This window comes from Phycisphaeraceae bacterium, assembly GCA_019636655.1.
Lineage (GTDB): Bacteria > Planctomycetota > Phycisphaerae > Phycisphaerales > UBA1924 > JAHBXB01.
This window is the reverse complement of record JAHBXB010000002.1, coordinates 844,990-862,680: the sequence shown is the minus strand read 5'-3', so window position 1 is coordinate 862,680 and position 17,691 is coordinate 844,990. Positions and strand designations below refer to the sequence as shown.

Annotated in this window: 15 protein-coding genes; 8 read left to right on the top strand and 7 right to left on the bottom strand. The window is 68.1% G+C overall.

Features of this window, described 5'->3' with window-relative positions:
* Positions 1-21 precede the first annotated feature (21 nt).
* From KF745_09060 to KF745_09035, 6 genes are all read left to right on the top strand, one after another.
* Positions 22-1,164: an AAA family ATPase gene (locus KF745_09060; GenBank protein ID MBX3358566.1), complete on the top strand. Its 1,143-nt coding sequence runs from the start codon at positions 22-24 to the stop codon at positions 1,162-1,164.
* 3 nt (positions 1,165-1,167) lie between these two features.
* The gene (locus tag KF745_09055; protein MBX3358565.1) at positions 1,168-1,575 is read left to right on the top strand and encodes a hypothetical protein; all 408 of its coding nucleotides are present in this window, start codon (positions 1,168-1,170) and stop codon (positions 1,573-1,575) included.
* The gene (locus tag KF745_09050) at positions 1,572-1,895 is read left to right on the top strand and encodes a hypothetical protein (protein ID MBX3358564.1); all 324 of its coding nucleotides are present in this window, start codon (positions 1,572-1,574) and stop codon (positions 1,893-1,895) included. The genes KF745_09055 and KF745_09050 overlap by 4 nt, the downstream gene beginning before the upstream one ends.
* A 106-nt stretch (positions 1,896-2,001) precedes the next feature.
* Positions 2,002-2,427: a DUF4870 domain-containing protein gene (locus KF745_09045; protein MBX3358563.1), complete on the top strand. Its 426-nt coding sequence runs from the start codon at positions 2,002-2,004 to the stop codon at positions 2,425-2,427.
* A gap of 527 nt (positions 2,428-2,954) precedes the next feature.
* Entirely contained in the window at positions 2,955-5,219 is a 2,265-nt protein-coding gene (locus KF745_09040) for a hypothetical protein (protein ID MBX3358562.1), read from the top strand.
* Positions 5,220-5,345: 126 nt separating this feature from the next.
* Complete coding sequence (locus KF745_09035; protein ID MBX3358561.1) at positions 5,346-5,606, top strand: ferredoxin family protein; 261 nt, start codon at positions 5,346-5,348, stop codon at positions 5,604-5,606.
* Positions 5,607-5,695: 89 nt separating this feature from the next.
* Here KF745_09035 and KF745_09030 read toward each other — a convergent pair whose 3' ends face one another.
* The 6 genes from KF745_09030 to KF745_09005 form a co-directional block, all read right to left on the bottom strand.
* Positions 5,696-7,438: a hypothetical protein gene (locus KF745_09030; GenBank protein ID MBX3358560.1), complete on the bottom strand. Its 1,743-nt coding sequence runs from the start codon at positions 7,436-7,438 to the stop codon at positions 5,696-5,698.
* A complete protein-coding gene (locus tag KF745_09025) occupies positions 7,435-8,214 on the bottom strand; it encodes an ABC transporter ATP-binding protein (protein ID MBX3358559.1) in 780 nt (259 codons plus the stop codon). Before KF745_09025 ends, KF745_09030 begins: the two co-directional genes overlap by 4 nt.
* A gap of 246 nt (positions 8,215-8,460) precedes the next feature.
* Positions 8,461-8,790 carry a hypothetical protein gene (locus KF745_09020; protein MBX3358558.1) on the bottom strand — a complete coding sequence of 110 codons (330 nt, stop codon included), beginning with the start codon at positions 8,788-8,790 and terminating at the stop codon, positions 8,461-8,463.
* A 156-nt stretch (positions 8,791-8,946) separates the two neighbouring features.
* Entirely contained in the window at positions 8,947-10,332 is a 1,386-nt protein-coding gene (locus tag KF745_09015; protein MBX3358557.1) for a glycosyltransferase family 4 protein, read from the bottom strand.
* 32 nt (positions 10,333-10,364) lie between these two features.
* Positions 10,365-11,684, bottom strand: a complete 1,320-nt coding sequence (locus KF745_09010) for a glycosyltransferase family 4 protein (protein ID MBX3358556.1) — start codon at positions 11,682-11,684, stop codon at positions 10,365-10,367.
* Between the two features lie 39 nt (positions 11,685-11,723).
* Positions 11,724-12,575, bottom strand: a complete 852-nt coding sequence (locus tag KF745_09005; GenBank protein ID MBX3358555.1) for an FkbM family methyltransferase — start codon at positions 12,573-12,575, stop codon at positions 11,724-11,726.
* Positions 12,576-12,750: 175 nt separating this feature from the next.
* Between KF745_09005 and KF745_09000 the strand changes: the two genes are divergently transcribed.
* The gene (locus KF745_09000; GenBank protein ID MBX3358554.1) at positions 12,751-14,346 is read left to right on the top strand and encodes an oligosaccharide flippase family protein; all 1,596 of its coding nucleotides are present in this window, start codon (positions 12,751-12,753) and stop codon (positions 14,344-14,346) included.
* Here the strand turns inward: KF745_09000 and gmd are convergent.
* Positions 14,340-15,419, bottom strand: coding sequence for a GDP-mannose 4,6-dehydratase (gene gmd / locus KF745_08995; protein ID MBX3358553.1), 1,080 nt, complete (start codon positions 15,417-15,419; stop codon positions 14,340-14,342). The genes KF745_09000 and gmd overlap by 7 nt on opposite strands.
* Positions 15,420-15,624: 205 nt before the next feature.
* Here gmd and KF745_08990 point away from each other — a divergent pair, with 205 nt between their 5' ends.
* Positions 15,625-17,640: an ADP-ribosylglycohydrolase family protein gene (locus KF745_08990; GenBank protein MBX3358552.1), complete on the top strand. Its 2,016-nt coding sequence runs from the start codon at positions 15,625-15,627 to the stop codon at positions 17,638-17,640.
* Positions 17,641-17,691 lie beyond the last annotated feature (51 nt).

The following is a 17,691-nucleotide window of genomic DNA, read 5'->3' as shown; positions in this document are numbered from 1 at the left end:
TGGCTCCTACCCTGTGGTCCCATGCGAGCGATCGTCACAGGCCAGGTCGGGATGGACAAGAAGCCGTACCTGCAGGGCGTCCAGGCCTTTGCGGGCGACCAGGGGGAGTCCCTGGAGGTGCACCACATCGGTGACCTGATGTACGCCGAGGCGCGGGACATCCGGCCCGGGAAGATCCTCGACCTGCCGCTGTCCCGACTGACCTCGCTGCGCCGGGCGGCGTTCAAGGACGTCATCTCCAGCACCCGCGGCCAGAAGAACCTGGTGGTGAACACGCACGCGACCTTCCGCTGGAGGCACGGGCTCTTCTCGGCCTTCGATTTCGACCAGGTGCGAGCGCTGGAGCCGGACCTCCTGGTGTGCCTGGTCGACAACATCGAGGTGGTCCACCATCGGCTGCACCTGGAGCACCAGATCGATGCGACGCTGAAAGACTGCATGGTGTGGCGCGAGGAGGAGATCCTCGCGACGGAGCTGCTGTCGCAGGCGGTGGCGGGATCGCGGTTCTACATCCTCAGCCGCGGGCGGCATACGGACACGCGCCAGACGCTCTTCCGGCTGGTGTGCCGGCCGGACATGAAGAAGGTGTACCCGTCGTTCCCCATGTCGCACGTGGTTGACATGCCCGATGTGCTGGCGGAGATCGACGAGTTCCGCGCCGCGCTGGCGGGGCACTTCATCACCTTCGATCCCGGCGATGTCGACGAGAAACTGCTGCTGGAGCGGGCGATCGCGGCGGCGCGCGAGGGAAAAGAGTTCCTGGAGGTTGCCCCGCACTCATTCGGCGGCGCGATGACGGGTGCGGGGGGTGGTGGGGGGATGGGGGCGATCCGGGTGCGGGTGCGCGAGGTGCTGGACATCGCGGGGGACATCGACGGCCAGATCTACATGCGGGACTTCAAACTCATCGATCAGTCCGACATGATCGTGAGCCTGATCCCGGAACTCCCCGGCGGCGTGCCCGGGCTGTCGTCGGGCGTGGAGCGGGAACTGCAGCACGCCTTCGAGCACACCAAAGAGGTCTACATCGTCTGGAAGCCGAAGAAGTCCCCGTCGCCCTTCATTACGGAGACGGCGACGAAGATCTTCAGCTCGGTGCCCGAGGCGCTGGCGTACTTCGAGGCGCAGGGGATGTTCGGGCAGAAGAACCTGTTCGGGCACTGACCCATGATCCTCGATACGGGCTCGATCGTTCGCAAGCGCTACAGGATGAGGCGGAACATCCGCTTCGCGGCGCTTGCGCTCTTCATGGTGTTCCTGATCGGCACTTCGGCGCCGTTGATGGATCTCCTCATCACGGGCAGGGTGTTCGATGGGATGCGCCTGCTGGAGATTCTCCGCCAGGTGGCCAGCGTGCCGGGCAACTTCCTGGTGGGGGCGGCATTCCTGTGCGTCATGCAGCGAAGGCTCGTCGTCTGGCTCCTGCCGCTCCCGGAGAACCTGTGCCCGCAGTGCGGCTACCACCTCCGGGAACTCACGACGACGCGGTGTCCAGAGTGCGGCTTGGAGCTCGCGGCGGAGTTGCTTGGCGGCCCGGAAAAAAGCGGAGTGGGTGATTCGGGAGCCGCGGCATGACCCCCAATGCCGCCATCGCGCTTGAGCGGTACCGGCTGCGGTGCATCCTGCGGCTGTCGGCGCTGGTGCTCTTCATGGTGTTCCTGGTCGGGGCGTCGTTTCCATTGATCGCCCTGACGGTGTCCGGGCGGCTGCTTGAACAGAGTTGGGAGTCGTTTTTCGGGTTCAACTTGGCACGCCTCATCCTGGTGTTCTTCGCCAGTTTCCTTGCCGGCGCCACGGTCATTTGTGTGCTGGAACGCCGGATCGTGATGTGGCTGTCCCGGCCGCGCCGAGACGCCCGAAACGGGGGCGAGCGGTCGACCCGCGCCCTGGACTGAAAGAAACAGGAGCTCGCGGCGCCCCGATTCAGCACCCGCCGCCCCTCGCTCCCCCCTCGCGCGAAACTCCGCCCCCCGCTTGCCCAATCACGTCTGGGAGGCGACCATGCGCGTGCACCAGGCCGGAATCTCCATGGACGAATTCTTCACCACCAACGCCCCCCCGCCCCGCCGCCGCGTGATCGATGAAGGCGCCACGGCGGACCAGCGGACCTACGCCACGTTCGTCCACCTCTCCACCTTCCTGATGTTCGCCATCGGCGTCCCCCTCGTCGCCCCGCTGGTGCTCTGGCTCATCAAGCGCAACGAATCCCTCTACATCAGCGACCACGGCAAGGAAGCGATCAACTTCAATATCTCGATCATCATTTACTACCTGGTGGGGCTTTTGCTGGTCGCCGTCTGCGGCCTGGGCTTCCTGGTGATCGGCGCCACCTTCGTGCTGACCATCGTCGGCCCGATCCTCGCCGCCTTCGCGGCCAACCGCGGCGAGATCTACCGCTACCCCGCGTGCCTCCGGCTGATCGCGTGACGTTGCCGGTCCTGCTGTGGACGCGGTCAGGCGCGAACTCAGGACGCTTCCTCTCTGCTCCTGGTCGTCACACGTCGGGCGGGTGGACTCCCGGCGGGGTGCGCCTGACAGATGATGGCCTTGTAACGAAGCGGACCCGTACGCATATCGCACAAAGGGCTTGACAGCCGGGCGATGGTCGTGCGACAATACACCGGGGTAATCTCACAACAGGAAGACGTATGGGTATCGCACGTGCAGTCGCGGCAGGGTTGTTGGCGACGGCCTGCGCGTGGGGTGCTCTCGCCCAGCCCTGCGACCCGTCGTGGAGCAGCGACTTCGCGCCGCCCGGGACCGGGACATCCTTGATCTTGTCCGCCGTCATGTACGACGATGATGGACCCGGGCCGAACCAGCCGGCGCTATATATTGGCGGGCAGTTCACCCAGGCAGGGGGTGTGGATTCGCCCGGTGCTGCGAAGTGGACGGGTTCGTCATGGCAACGTGTTGGTCCGCTCCCGGGCCAGGGGGCGGTGTATCCGATCTCCGTGAGGCATCTCGTTCTGTTCGACGACGGCTCGGCGCCATACCCGCGGCTGTACGCGGTGGGCTCCTTTCAGCAAGATGGCATCAGTATCAGTTCTTCAGTCCGTCGCCTTGACCCTGCCTCGAATACCTGGGAACTGCCGAATGGTGTCGACATCAGCGGCGGAAGTCAGGGCGCGGCTGTCTTCGACGACGGCTTGGGCGGGGGGCCGCAGCTCTACATGTCCGGCAGTAGCTTCTCCCCGATCACGTCCGCCGATGGGCCGCTCGGCACAATTGCCAAGTTCAACGGCGTCGCGTGGTCTGGCGCAAATTTCTCGGGCACGATTACGTGCCTGAAGGTGCTCGATCTTGACGGCCCGGGCCCAGAGTCTCCGGCGCTCTTTGCAGGCGGGAGTGCAGGGGTCTATCGGCTGGAGAACGGCGCATGGAGCCGCCTCATCGGCGGGAGCACGCTCTCGGGGAGCATCACCTCGATGGCGGTCTTCGATGAGGATGGTGCAGGGCCCAACCCGCCGCGGCTGTTTGTCGCGCCAACTTCCACGCCCAGTGGCACCGTGGCGCGATGGGATGGCGCCGCGTGGTCAAGCATCGGCCCCGGCTTTTCGAACACTTCGGGCTCCGCCGTGGTACTCGCGACGATCGAGGACCGCGATGGCCCCAGTCTCTATGTTGGGTGCTCTACGAGCTCAGTCACAGGAATCGGGAACGTTTGCCTGGCCAAATGGACGGGATCCGCGTGGGCTGCCTCCGCGATTGGAGTCCCCTGGGGCGTTCCTCCGGGGGGCATCACTTCCGCATCCGTGTCAGTACTCGCGACGATCGATGAGTCTGAGGCCCCTGCCATCCTTGCGGCAGGTCGCTTCAACTATGTCGACGACTCGATCACAGGGAATGTTGCCGTGCGGCGCGGCGACCAATGGGTGGCGTTGGACCACGGCATTCCCAAGAGCATTCGGTGTCTGACGCTCGCCGAGGATGAATCACTATACGCCGCCCTAGAGCGGGACCTAGCCACGGTTCCGCTTGTCGTTCGCCTGGGACCGCACGGGTGGAAGTTCCTGCCGGCGCTCGGCAATTTGGCGTCAGTGTTGGCCCAATCCTGGTACACGTTTCCGGGCGAGTCACAGCCGCAGGTAGTAGTTGGAGGAGCGTTTATTGAGCTGGTGATGGGGCAGGACTTTGAAAAGGCGATCCGATTCGACGGGGCGCAATGGCTGAGGGTCGGTGCAGGCAGAGTCAACAACTACGTGTGGGTCATCGAGCGACTCACCCCACCCGGCTTCTCCGCTCCCGTGCTCGTCGCGGGCGGGTACTTCTCCGCCGCGGGATCGGTCCCCCTCTCCCGCATCGGTGTCTTCGACGGCACCAACTGGCTCCCGCTCGGCGCCGGGTTCTCAAGCACACTTCCATACGGATTGGTCCGCGCCGTAACCATGTTTGATGATGGCAGCGGCTCGCCCGCCCGCTTGATCGCGGCGGGCCGCTTTGATCACTCCGGAGCGGTCGAGGTCGCGAACGTCGCCGCCTGGAATGGAGCGTCCTGGGAGCCCATGGGCGGGCTGCCTCCGGGGGCCGAGATCACGTCGCCGCTGGTCTACTCGCTGGCGGTATTCGATGATGATGGCCCCGCCGGCGCCAACCCGCCCAGGCTCTACGCTGCGGGCGATTTCGAGGTACCGGGGTCCGACGCGCGCAACATCGCGAGGTGGAATGGATCCCAGTGGGAGTGGCCGTTCCCCGACTTCCCGTCGGGCAAGGTGTTCACGCTCCGCGTACACGATGCCGACGGTCCGGCAGGCCCAGCGAGGCCGCAGTTGATCGTCGGAGGCGAGTTCCCCTCGGTCGGGGCTCTTCCGCTCGCCGGTGTCGCCGCGTTCGACGGAACCAGTTGGTCCGCCCTCCCTGGGGCGACCCCCACGCTTGTCGGCTTCGGCTCGGGTGCGCCTGTGGTGAACGCCATCGTCTCCGCTCCTCCCTCGTCCCGCGGACCCGCACGCCTCATGCTCGGCGGCTCGTTCATATCGACGGGCGGGGTCCCGGCCCGGTCGTTCGGAGTGCTCACCGGCTGCCCAGCGTGCCCGGCGGACATCGACGCTTCGGGAGAGGTCAACCCGGCCGACATCGCCGTGTTCATCCAACTCTTCATGGCGTCGCTTTCGACCGGAACGCTGGACGCCGATTTCAACGCCGATCGCGTGGTCACTCCCGTGGACATCGCCGCGTTCGTGCAGGCGTGGCTGGCCGCCCTGCAGGGGGGGTGCTAGGTCGGGGAGCGGCCGCTGGCAGGTCCCTGCCGGCCGGCGTCCCCAGCCCCCGAATCCCGGCGGTCGACAGGCGTCCGGGGTGGGCGGCTATCATCGCCTTCACGCACGTTTTTTCAGGGACGAACCATGCCCCACATCATCGCCGAGCCCTGCATCGGCACCAAGGACACCTCCTGCGTCGAGGTCTGCCCTGTCGACTGCATCCACCCGACCAAGAACGAACAGCAGTTCGAGACCGCCGACCAACTCTTCATCGACCCCGACACCTGCATCGATTGCGGCTTGTGCGTCGATGAGTGCCCCGTCAAGGCGATCTTCCCCCAGGAGGACCTGCCGGGGGAGTGGAACAAGTACATCCAGTTGAACCTCGACTACTACAAAAAGTAACCGCCGCGGCGACGCTCCCGCCGGGAGTTGGCCGAGAAAGACGACGAGGGAAGGGGAAGTAGTATTGAGTGGGTGAGGTGGCCCCGCGGTCAGGCGGGGAGGTCCTCCGTGACATCGAACGCTTTGTACGCCCACGTGCACGCCACGAGCATCGCCGCCGCGGCGAAGGTCAGCGCGCACCAGCCAAGGCCGATGGCCACCGGCAGCGGCCCGCCCAGCACGAGGACCACCGCCACCGGAGCGCCCACCAGCAGCCCCGTCCCGATCAGGAACGCCGCTCGGACCAGCGACAGCACCACCTGCCGGCCGACCAGGGTCGGATCGAATCCCGCCGGCGCCGCCTGCCGGTAGGCCCGCGTCGGTGCGATCAGGAAGACAGTGTTGTCGATCGCCACCATCGCCACGGTGACCGGCAGGCAGCCCACGCCGATACCCAGGCCCGCCGGCAGCAGCCACGGCCGCCCCGCGCCCAGCGCCAAGCCGCCCATGACGCAGAGCATGATGCCCGCGATGAGAATGATCGGAGCCGCCAGTTGGCCCGCCACGATCGCGGCGGGCGACATCGGCAGGGTCTTCAGCAGCGGCATGTGGTCAAGGTCGGAGCGGAAGTCGCAGCGGAAGATCATGGCCAGCGCCAGCGGGCACGCGAACCCGGCAATCGCCATCGCGACCAGGGCGTCGACGTGGTCCATCATCCGCCAGAGCGCCGCGACGCCGACGATGATGACCACGGGCGTCAGCGCGAAGACCCACGACGGACCGGCGCGGTAGACACCCGTCAACTGCCTCCACGCCATGGGCCCCGCCCCGCCGAGGCGAGGGAACATGCCCAGGCGCCGCTTCGCCGCCACCTCGCCCGCCGGGAGCGCCCCGCGCTTGACGCGATCGGCGTGTTCCAGTTGGCGCTGGGCCTCCAGCACCAGGGCCTCGACCTCGCCGCGGTCCAGGGCGACCAGGAGCACGGTCAGGGCCGCGCTGATCAGCACCGCGCTGATCAGGTCGATCGATGCCTCCGCCAGCGACGGCGCGGTAAGGACCTGCACGTAGGGACGCAGCGGCAGCAGCAGCCCCTCGACGACCGGCCACCGTCGGATCTCGGTGAGCCAGGCGATCCACTGCGCCGAGTCGGCGGTGCTCGGAGAGGGGGCGATCCGCGCGGCAAAGACAACAAACGCCACCGCCGAGATCGCGACGACAGGCAGGAGCCACCGCAGGCGCGCCCGCAGGATCCCGCTCGCCGCCGCGATGATCCAGGCCAGCAGCATGATGAGGTAGCCGGCAAGCGCAACCCCGGCGACCGTGCATGGGTAACTCTGGCCGCGGATGAACAGGCCGAACCAGAAGCCCATCAGCACGAGCGGCGCCGACTGGTACGCCAGTTGATACAGGATCAGTTGGCGCCGGGAGAACGGGCCCGGCACGACCATGTCGAGGTCCGCGGGCTGGAATATGGACGGGCTCCTCGTCTTGCGGGCCATGACCTGCAGGCCCACCATCCCGAGCAGCGCCAGCGGGAGCCAGAGGCTGAGAGCCTCGGGATCAAACGGGGGAGCAGCCGGTCGCCCCCGGGCCCGCGTGAGCAGCGCCGGCATGAGCCCCAGGGCCATGATGACCAGGCCGAGGATGGCGAACCCGCGGCGTTTGCCGCTGCCGCGGACCATGCGCCGGATGACGGACCGGTAGCGCAGCAGGATCAGGACCACCAGCCCACGCGGGAGCAGGCCGCGTGCCGGCCGTCGCGCGACCGGCGCCGCGGCCGCGTGCGCGCGGACGCCCCGGGGAGGGGTGGGCGGAGGGGGCGGTGGTGGGGGCAGCGCGCCGTCCTGGTTCACGGCTTCGCCTCGGGAGTCGATTCCGTGCCCGATACATCACCGGAGGTGGCAGAGAAGAAGACCTCCTCGAGCGAAGCGCCGGCCGCGCCCGCGGCGAATCGATCCCGCGCCTCGGCGATCGTCCCGGCGAAACGCAGGACGCCGCCCTTCATGATCAGCACGCGCGTGCACAGGTCCTGCACCAGCCCCAACAGGTGCGACGACAGCACGACCGCCGCACCCGCCTCGGCGCGGGCACGGATCGAGTCCTTCATCGTGCGGATGCCGACGGGGTCGAGTCCGGTCAGCGGCTCGTCAAGAAGGATGAGGGCCGGGTTGTGCAGGTAAGCGCACGCGATGGCGACCTTCTGCCGCATGCCGCGGGAAAGCTCCATCGCGAGCGCGGTCCGCTTGGGGACAAGATCGAACGCCTCGAGGAGCGCCTCCGCCGCCGGTTGCCAGTCGGCAACGTTGTACGCCGCGGCGATGAACTGCAGGTGCTCCCAGACCGTCAGCGCGTCGAAGAGCTTGGGATCATCGGGGACGTACGCCAGGGCGGCCTTCGCGGCGATCGGGTCGTCCTTGAGGCTGTGCCCGGCGATCGTGATGGCGCCGGCAGTCGGGGAGATGATGCCGCACACAGCGCGCATCGTGGTCGTCTTGCCCGCGCCGTTCGGCCCGACGAGCGCGAGGATGTCGCCAGGATTGAGATCGAAGGAGACGCCGCTCACGGCGACGAGCGTGCCGTAGGTCTTGCTCAGGCCCTGAACAGTGAGCGTGCTGGGCGCCTCGGCCATGAGCGAAGTCTAACGGCGTGCTGGGCGCGTTCCCGTGGCGCTTGCGACTGCGAGAGCCGACAGCAACCTACGAACGCATGGAACACGATCACGGCGGATCGCTGGCGCCAGACCCCTTCACAATCGGCCCCACACGCTCCGTCTCTCGTCCAGCACCTCGCGCCAACATCGCGGCCTACGCACGACGACTACGGAAATCTCCAACATCCGAGAATCACTAGACTTACAGCATTTCTGAAAATCCTATCAAAACCCTATTGACACACCGTCAAAAACCCGTATCCTGCTCGGGGCATGCTCAACCTCCCCTCCTTCAACCCCTCCCCCGACCTCGCGGCCAAGATCCTCGATTCCGTCACCGACCCCACCCTCACCCTCCGCGACGTCGCCGACCTTCACCACACCACCGTCGAAGCCCTCGTCCTCTGGTTCGCCGAGCCCGAGATCGCTGAACGCCTCGACCAGATCGAGTCCACCATCGCCCGCCGCACCCGCATCGTCGCCAGCAACTTCCTCCCCGCGGCCACCATCGCCCTGGGCCGCTCCATCGACGAGCACAACGCCGACGAAGCCCACTTCCCAGTCCGCCCCGGCGACCAGCGAGGGTTAGAACTCCGCCGCCGCTCCCGGGAAACCGCCCGCCGCGCCGCCGCCCTCCTGCTTCGCCTCGCCAACTTCACCCCAGGCCCGCGCCGCTACAAGGACACTCCGCGTGGCACCCCGCGCGATGCCTCAATGGGCCCCGGCCCCAGCCCCTCGAGGTGCCAACCCGGGATCGGAGTAACCCTCCTTCGGCGGCCGCCGCACCAATCGGATCAGCCTGTAGATCCACGGCTGCCCCACGATGTGCATCAGGAGCCGCTGGGAAAGAGGAGTCCGCCCGAGTGCATCGTCCCGCAGCCCCCTGATCTCCTTCCACCCAACTCCGCGGACCATCGCCGGATCCTCGGCCAGGGCGATCCGCAGTTCCTCACGAGACTCATGCCGGCGCACGGCTGCGAGCACCCGCAGCAGCATCCCCGTGATCCGCTCGGGATCGAACTCCCGCCGCACGAACTCGCCACCCTGCAGCCCATAGCGCCGCCGCAGCCCAGCGTCGTCCATCAGGGTCCGCATGGCCCCGGGGATCGACCCGATATCGGCGCACACCAGCCCGCCCCGCCGGTGGCCGACGACCTCCACCTGCGAGTTGCCCCTGCAAGGGGTGGACAGCGTGATCACGGGAGTCCCGCAGAGCATCGCCTCGCACAGCACAAGCCCGAAGGAGTCACCGATCAGCGTGACGTGCAGGAACACATCCATCGCGCTGTAGCACTCCACGAGCCGCTCGTCGCCGACGATGAACGGCACGCGCACCACCCGCCGCCGCACGTCCTCCGGCAGTCGCTCGATCCGCGGGATCAGCGAGTCCGGCGAGCCGACGACCATCAGCCACGCCCGCCCGTCGCCGCGGGCCACTTCCTCGAAGACGTCGATCAGCGTCGGCGGCCAGATGCTCGGTGTCGTCTGGCCGACCCGCCCGAACAGCACTGCGTCCTCCGGCACCCCGAACTCGGCCCGGAACGCCCTGATGCGATCCTCCGCGGCGCGCCGGAACACATCCGCCTTGACCATGTGCGGAACGAGCACCCCGACCGCCTCGGGGCGCAGTCCCCTCGACCACCTCCGCCACTGCCACATGCACCAGCGTGAAATCTGGATGTGCGCATCGATCAGCAGTCGATCCGCCGTCGCGTCCGCGCGCGCAAAGTGATTCGTCTCCACCACCGGCAGCCGCCCTCCCTGCCCCTCCCTCCCACCCCGGGCCTCCGCGCTCTCCCGCAGAACCCGCAGCACATGCCCCGCGGCGGGCTCGGGGTAACCGAACCGGTGGATATGCACCACGTCCGGCCCCCACGCCCACGCCTCCCGCGCCCCGCGAACCCGCTCCGCCTCGCTTTCGCCGCCGACAAACACAGGCACTCCCGCCCGCTCGAGGATCGCCCGCCGATGGCCGTCATGCGAGTGCGAGAACACCGCCGAGTCGTGCCCGCCCTTCGCGTACGCCAGCGCACAGTTCTGAGCCACGCGCTCCATGCCGCCCGGCCCGAGCCCATGGATGATGGTGAGGATGCGCATGATCGCGGAGTCGCCCCGTGTGAGCCCGGATTCTACTGGACCCGCCGCCCATCCCTCCGCCGCGACGAGCGTCCCCGGAACTTGATCCCGCTCCACGCACGGTACACCACCGGGTTGCTCACGATCGGGAGCATCAACCGCTCCCGCCACGACGGCCGCCCGATGCACTCGCTGGCGAGTTCCCGGATCGACCCCGTGCTCACCCGCGGCGAAAGGTCCGCCAGCGCCTCCCCCAGCCGCCGCCGATCGCCCCCCGCCCCAACCGTCGCTGCCAGCACCCGCTCAAGTTCATCCCCAACCCGCCCGCGGCTGTACTGCTCCATCACCCACCGGCGCCCGCCCTCGCCGAGCCGCGTCCGCAAGGCCGGATCCGACGCCAGCCTCCGCATCGCCTCGGCCATCGACACCTCGTCGCACACCACCAGCCCGCCGCGGAGATGCCCGACCACCTCAAGCTGGCTGTTGTCCTTCAGCGGTCGGCTGAGCGTGACCACCGGCGTCCCGCACAGCATCGACTCGCACAGCACGAAGCCGAACGACTCGCCGAGCATCGAGGCATGAACAAACACATCCATCGCGCTGTAGCACCGCCGCAGCAGGTCATCGCCGCGCAGCGGGTCGATCGTGACCACCCGCGCCCGCGCGCCCGCGGGCAGCCGCTCCAGGTCCGGGCGAAGCACCGCCGGCAGCCCCACCAGCAGCAGCCACGCTTCGGGGTTCTGCTCTGCGACGGCCGCGAACGCGCCGAAGATCGCGGGCAGCCACTTCCCCGGATCCGCCTGCCCGACTCGCCCGAAGACGATCGCACCCTCCGGCAGCCCGTGCTCGCGCCGGAACGCGAGCCGCTCCTCACCTGTCTCCGGGTAGAACGATCCCTCGTCCACTATGTGCGGCACCACCACGCCGACCGGGGCCGGCCGCTGCCACCGCGACCAGCCGCGCCACTTCCACAGGCACCACCGCGACAGGTGCATGTGCACGTCGATCGCGAGGCGTCCCGGCGAGTAGTCCACGCGTGCGAAGTGATTCGTTTCGACCACGGGCAGCCGCTCGCTCCCCGTGCGCAGCGCGCCGAGAACCCTGTCCCACACCGGCTGCGCAATCCCGATCCGGTGCGCGTGCACCACGTCCGGCCGCCAGGCCCGCGCCCGCTCCAGCGCGCTCTCGAGATCCGGATCGGGAAGGAACACCTCGACCCCTCCCGCCCGGATCGCCTCTGCCCGCACCCCGCCGGCCTCGTACGACAGCACCGCCGACTCGTGCCCGCGTCGCCGGTACTCGAGCGCGCAGTTCTGCACCGCACGCTCCAGCCCCCCCGGACCCAGCATGTGTGTGATCGAGAGAATCCGCATCGTGGCCCGCGCCGCCGGGGTCGCGCCGGCTCGGCAAGACTACCGATCGGCGCCGATCGACGAGTGGTAGTACAGCAGATACGACTCAAGCCGCGACGTATCGCCCTCTACCACGCGCATCCCCGCGTCGAGCAACTTACGGTGGATGTCGGCGGCGTCGATGCCGAACTTGGCGAGGATCGACGCGTGATAGTCCAGCAGCAGTTTCCGGACCTTGCCCTCCCGGACAATCGGCAGCAGCGCGTCCACGACCTTGTACTCGAACCCCTCCACGTCGACCTTGATCATGTCGAAGCGGTCGACGCCGCACTGAGCCAGGATCTCCTGGGGCGCGATAAACCGGATCTCCTCGGTCGCGCGCCGCACCGTCGTCCACCCGAATCGGGGCTTCTTCAGCAGGCTCGACTGCCCGGTGTTGATCTCCGGGTACAGGTTGATCGACGCCGTGCTCGACGACGACTCGCCGATCGCCCGGTGAAATATCCGGAATCGCCTCACGTCGTTGAGCCGCAGGTTGATCTCGATGATCGCCTGCAGACGCGACTGCGGTTCGATCGCGATCACCAGTCCCTGCGGCCCCACCAGCGTCCCGGCAAACGCAGACAGAAAGCCCTCGTTGGCCCCGATATCTAGGAAGACGTCCCCAGCGTGCACCTCGCGGCGGATGATCTCCTCCGTCTCGACCTCGTACCGGCCTGTCTGCAACAGATTCCGACCCAGGTGCGTGTGGGGGTGGATATACGCCCTCAACGGTGCCTTCGAATCCACGATCACGCGGCCCGAGGCGGGCATGAACGCCCGCTCCCAGAACGAAATCAGAACCGGAGGAACAAACCTCCTCAGTCCCGGCTTCCCGCCGTTGTTCTCGTGTTCCGCACCGCCGCCGTTCATCGCCGAACTCCTCGGGGGACCGATCGTAGACATCCCCGCTTTTCGGCGTGGGCCGTACCGTCATTCATCGGCCCGCACCGCCCCCCGCTTTCGTTTGTGCGGGCAAGCCGCACAAGGCGCCGGCCGCGCCGAGCCGATCTGGTTGCTTGGCGCAGCGTCGCGACACCGGGGATCCATGACCACGGCCACCTCGAACGAACACGAGCCCCCGGCGTCCTCCGCAGCCCCGAGGCAGGACTCGCGTCAGGCGGCCATGGGGAAGCGCGTCGGCGCGGGCATGATCTTCATGGTCATGTCGGTCCTCGCCAGCCGGGGCGTGGCCCTGGTCGCGCAGGGCGTGCTCGCGTTCCTCCTGACCAAGTCGGACTTTGGCATCTACGCCATCGCGATGGCTGCCGCGAGCCTGATCCAGATATTCCGCGACGGAGGGCTCCGCTTCGTGCTGATCCACCGGGGGCCATCGGAGTACGAGCGCATCAGCGGCCCGGTGTTCTGGATGTCGATGGCGTTCAACGTCGCCACGGCCCTCCTGCTCGCCGCGTCGGCCCCCGTGGTGGCGGCGATCTACGACGACCGGCGGCTCGCCGTCATGCTGCTGCTGATCGCCTCGACCGCGCCGTTTACGACCGTCCAGATGATGTGCGACACGCGCCTCCGCCTCGACCTTCGGTTCAAGGTCATCGCGTCGCTGGCGTTCTGGTCGGCCATGATCCGCTACAGCGTGACGATCCTCGCAGCGTGGCTGGGCGCCGGGCCGTTGAGCATGGTCTACGCCCTGATGGTCGTGACGGTCTTCGAGACCGCCGGCCTGTACGCCTTTGCCCGCGACCGCTCGTGGAGCCGCCCCCCCAACATGCCGATGTGGTCCTCGCTCTTCGCACAGGGCAAGTGGGCCATCGCGCAGCTCCTGGCCGTGTCGCTCATCTACTACGGGATGTACGGCTCGATGGGCCTGTTTGTCTCCAAGGAGGTTGTGGGGGTCTATTCGTTCGCGTTCGCGATCCTGACGCAGTCGGGTCAGGTTCTGGCGGCGCAGTTCGAGAGCGTCCTGCTGCCGTCGATCGCCCGGCTGCAGCACGACCCGGACCGCCGTCGGCGGGCGGTGATCCGGGCGCTGCACGCGATGACCATCAGCTGCATCCCGCTGAGCCTCTTTGTCGGGATCATCTACGGACCGGTGGAGGCGCTGATCTGGCGCGGGAGGTGGGAGAGCACGGTTCCCTGCGTGTGGATCATGGCCGGCACGTACCCGCTGTTCGTGCTCCACGTGCTGCCCCGCGCCGTGCTCATGGGCTCCGGGAGGTTCAGGTACACCGCGATGTTCATGCTCGCGGTGGGCGCCGGAATGACAATCAGCGCCGGGGTCTCCGCGTGGGTGGGCGGCACCGCGCTGTGGATCACCGCGGGGACCGGCGTCTTCTCCGTCATCGCGGGGGTCTGGATGATCGTTCGCGGGCTCGCGTTCGAGTCCATTTCCGCACGCGAGGTGCTCGCGTCGCTCGCGCCGGCGGCAACCTTGCTCACCGCGGTTTCCGCGGCGGTCGTCGCCGCGGATGTCTATTGGCTAGTCGGTCTGCACCCGGCTGTCCGCTGCGTCATCGTGGCCGGCGCGGGCGGATTCCTGCTCGCGGCGCTCCTGCGAACGGCGTTCGTCGGGTCGTTGAAGGACCTGCTCGAGCTGGCGCCGGACCGTCTCTCGGCGCCGTTGCGGCGGGTGTTGGCGCTGCCTCGACCGGAGCCGGGCGGAGCCAGGGGCGCCGCGACCTATTGATCGTGGCCCTTGGAGTCCGGCACCCGGTGGCCCGCGTCGCGGAGGGTTCGCTCCTGGCGGGCCAGTTCCAGGTCGGCCTCGACCATCATGTGCGCGAGGCGCTCGACGGTGACCCTGGGCTGCCAGTTCAGGCGCTGCCGCGCCTTGGACGCATCGCCCAGCAGGACGTCGACCTCGGCGGGGCGGAAGTAGCGCGGGTCGACCGCGACGAAGTCGTTGTAGTCCAGGCCCGCCATGGTGAACGCGAGGTCGCAGAACTCGCGGACGCTGATCGTGCGGCCGGTGGCGACGACGTAGTCGTCGGGCTCGTCCTGCTGGAGCATGAGCCACATGGCGTGGACGTAGTCGCCGGCGAAGCCCCAGTCGCGCTTGGCGTCGAGGTTGCCCAGGTAGAGCTTTTCCTGCAGGCCCATCTTGATGCGGCCGACGGCGCGGGTGATCTTGCGGGTGACGAAGGTCTCGCCGCGGCGGGGGCTTTCGTGGTTGAAGAGGATGCCGCAGGAGGCGTGCATGCCGTAGCTCTCGCGGTAGTTGACGGTGCACCAGTGGGCCATCACCTTGGAGCAGGCGTAAGGGGAGCGCGGGTAGAAGGGGGTGCGCTCGGTCTGGGGGGTCTCGACGACCTTGCCGTACTGCTCGCTGGAACTGGCCTGGTAGTAGCGGATCTTTCCGCCGGACTCCTGCTGGTGGACGCGGACGGCCTCGAGGAGTTTGAGGGCGCCGGTGGCGACCGAGTCGGCGGTGTAGATCGGCATGTCGAAGGAGACGCGGACGTGGGACTGGGCGCCGAGGTTGTAGACCTCCGTCGGGCGGACCTCGCGCATGAGCTTGGAGAGGACGTTGGCGTCGCAGAGGTCGCCGTAGTGCAGGACCATCCGGCCGCCGCCGGCCTGCTGCAGGTGCGGGTCGCGGTAAAGGTGGTCGATACGCTCGGTGTTGAAAGAGGAGGAGCGGCGGATGATGCCGTGGACCTCGTAGCCCTTGGAGAGCAGCAGTTCGGCGAGGTAGGACCCGTCCTGCCCGGTGATGCCGGTGACCAGTGCTCGTCGGGTGCCGGGTGCGTGTTCAGTCATTCGGCGTGCTCGTCCTTGATCCCCGGGGAGGGCCCCCCTCCCCCCATGCAGTACATGAAGTGGAGACCGTATCGGCGTGATCGCGGCCCCGACCCAGCGTCGACGGCCCGGTTTCCTGCTTGTGGAGGGGGATCGTAGAGGCTGGTGAATCCCCGCGGCGGCTGTAGAGTTGAATGGGTCGGGATTGCGCGATGCAAGAAGCTGTATGAAGAGGTATCCGGACATCCTGGGGCGGGTGGCGGCGGTGGCCGCCGGGTGGTGGCTCGCCGCCGCGGCGGAACCGGTGGCGGCTCAGCCGGTGCGCGTGCTCGAGCGGGCGGAGTACACGGACCGCCTGCACGGGATGTGGCTCGCGCAGTGCATCGCCAACTGGACGGGGCTGCGAACCGAGGGGATCCGGACGGCGCCGCCGTTCCTGACCGACTCAAACTGGGGCCAGGTGGTGGATGGGCGGCTGGTGGACTTTGTCACGCAGCAGGATCCGTGGCAGGCCGATGACGACACGGACATCGAGTACGTCTACGTGCACCTGATCTCGACGCTCGGGCGGCCGCTGCTGACGCCCGCGGACGTGGCGCAGGGGTGGACCGATCACATCAACAGGTTCATCTGGGTCTCGAACGCGCAGGCACGGGCGCTGATCGGGCGGGGGCTGTCGCCGCCGGCGACGTCGCTGCCCGCGGCGAACCCCGCGGCGCTGCAGATCGATGCGCAGTTGACGTCGGAGGTCTTCGGCGCGCTGGCGCCGGGGATGCCCGATCGGGCGTTGGCGCTGGCCGACTTGCCGATCCGGACCACCGCGCACGGGTTTGCAGCGCACGCGGCGCAGTTCTACGTGCTGCTGTATTCGCTCGCCGCGGAGGCCGATCCGGCGCTCGGGGCGCGGGGGCGGATCCTGTGGATGGTGTCGCGCGCGAGGTCGTACCTGCCGGACGCATCGAAGGCGTCGGATGTGATCGACTTCGTGCTGGCGGACTACCTGGCGAACCCGGATGTCGGCGACTGGGAGTCGACGCGGGACAAGGTGTATCAGCGGTACCAGTTGAACGCGGCGGCGAACGGGTTTACGTACCGAAACTGGTACGAGTCGCCGATCAATCTGGCGACGGGAGTGATGGCGCTCTTGTACGGGGAGGGAAGCCTGCAGCGCACGATCCAGATTGGGACGCTGTCGGGGTGGGATTCGGACAACGGCACCGCGACGATGGGGGGGTTGCTCGGGCTGATGCACGGCGCGGAGTGGGTCCGCGCCGAGTTCCCGGGCCGGAGCCTCTCGGACCGGTTCTGGATCGGGCGGACCCGCGACAACCTGCCCGACTACCTGCCGGGGGATGCGGAGGCGGACGACACGCTGGCGATGCTGGCGGCGCGGGCGATCCCGGTGGTGGAACAGGTAGTGATCGCCGAGGGCGGAGGGATCGACGGGCCGACTGGGCGGTGGGTGCTGCCGCCGGCCCGGTCGGTGCCGGCGGTTGGCGGGCGTCGGGCCTTCAACCCCCTGGAGCACGAGGATGCGCGGAGTGCGAACAACCGCGTTCGGCGCGAGGGCGGCGTGGTAACGGCGAGTGCGCCGGCGGGGAGCCCGGCGTGGGGGCGCGGCGGCGGCGCGGCATCGCTGTTCTGCGATGGGCGCGAGACGGACTTCTCCGGTGTGGACCGGATCGATGCGACGTATTACTCCAGCGAAGGCTCCGGTGCGCCGCCGGGTCCGGTAACGCTCACGGTGACGTACGACCGGCCGGTCCTGGCGCACACGCTCAGGCTGGTCGAGGGGGAGCACTTCGATGGGACCGATGGCGGGGCGGTTGGCGGGGCGATGCAATCGGTGCTGTTCGAGGTGCTCGCGGGCGGGCAGTGGGCGGCGCCGACGGGGACCCTGTCCGAAGCGCCGGACCCGGGCGTGCCGTTTCAGATTCTTGATCTGCGGCTGGCGGTTCCCGTGATGGTGATGGGGGTGCGGATCAGCGGGTTACCGGTCGGTGGGTATGTAACGTGCAGCGAGATGGATGTGCTGTCGGCGCCGTTCGATCCGGCGTCGTTGGAGGCGCTCCGCTTCGATCGAAATGGTGACGGCGCGATTGATATCGAAGATCTCTGGACTTTGTTTGGATCTCCGGCCGATCTTGATGGGGATCAGGAAGTGGGTGGCGGGGACGCTCGGTACCTGGAATCGGCGATTCGGCTTCACGAGGGAGCCGATATGCGGGCGGGAAACCGATAGAAGACTCTCCGCGAATCGCCGCTTGCCCCCGTCGATTCCGACCCCGGGGCC

Excerpts from the sequence above, each read along its gene's own strand:
- KF745_09060 (MBX3358566.1), top strand. The coding sequence starts at position 22 with ATGCGAGCGATCGTCACAGGCCAGGTCGGGATGGACAAGAAGCCGTAC.
- KF745_09055 (MBX3358565.1), top strand. The coding sequence starts at position 1,168 with ATGATCCTCGATACGGGCTCGATCGTTCGCAAGCGCTACAGGATGAGG.
- KF745_09050 (MBX3358564.1), top strand. The coding sequence starts at position 1,572 with ATGACCCCCAATGCCGCCATCGCGCTTGAGCGGTACCGGCTGCGGTGC.
- KF745_09045 (MBX3358563.1), top strand. The coding sequence starts at position 2,002 with ATGCGCGTGCACCAGGCCGGAATCTCCATGGACGAATTCTTCACCACC.
- KF745_09035 (MBX3358561.1), top strand. The coding sequence starts at position 5,346 with ATGCCCCACATCATCGCCGAGCCCTGCATCGGCACCAAGGACACCTCC.
- KF745_09025 (MBX3358559.1), bottom strand. The coding sequence starts at position 8,214 with ATGGCCGAGGCGCCCAGCACGCTCACTGTTCAGGGCCTGAGCAAGACC.
- KF745_09015 (MBX3358557.1), bottom strand. The coding sequence starts at position 10,332 with ATGCGCATCCTCACCATCATCCATGGGCTCGGGCCGGGCGGCATGGAG.
- KF745_09010 (MBX3358556.1), bottom strand. The coding sequence starts at position 11,684 with ATGCGGATTCTCTCGATCACACACATGCTGGGTCCGGGGGGGCTGGAG.
- KF745_09005 (MBX3358555.1), bottom strand. The coding sequence starts at position 12,575 with ATGAACGGCGGCGGTGCGGAACACGAGAACAACGGCGGGAAGCCGGGA.
- KF745_09000 (MBX3358554.1), top strand. The coding sequence starts at position 12,751 with ATGACCACGGCCACCTCGAACGAACACGAGCCCCCGGCGTCCTCCGCA.
- gmd (MBX3358553.1), bottom strand. The coding sequence starts at position 15,419 with ATGACTGAACACGCACCCGGCACCCGACGAGCACTGGTCACCGGCATC.
- KF745_08990 (MBX3358552.1), top strand. The coding sequence starts at position 15,625 with ATGAAGAGGTATCCGGACATCCTGGGGCGGGTGGCGGCGGTGGCCGCC.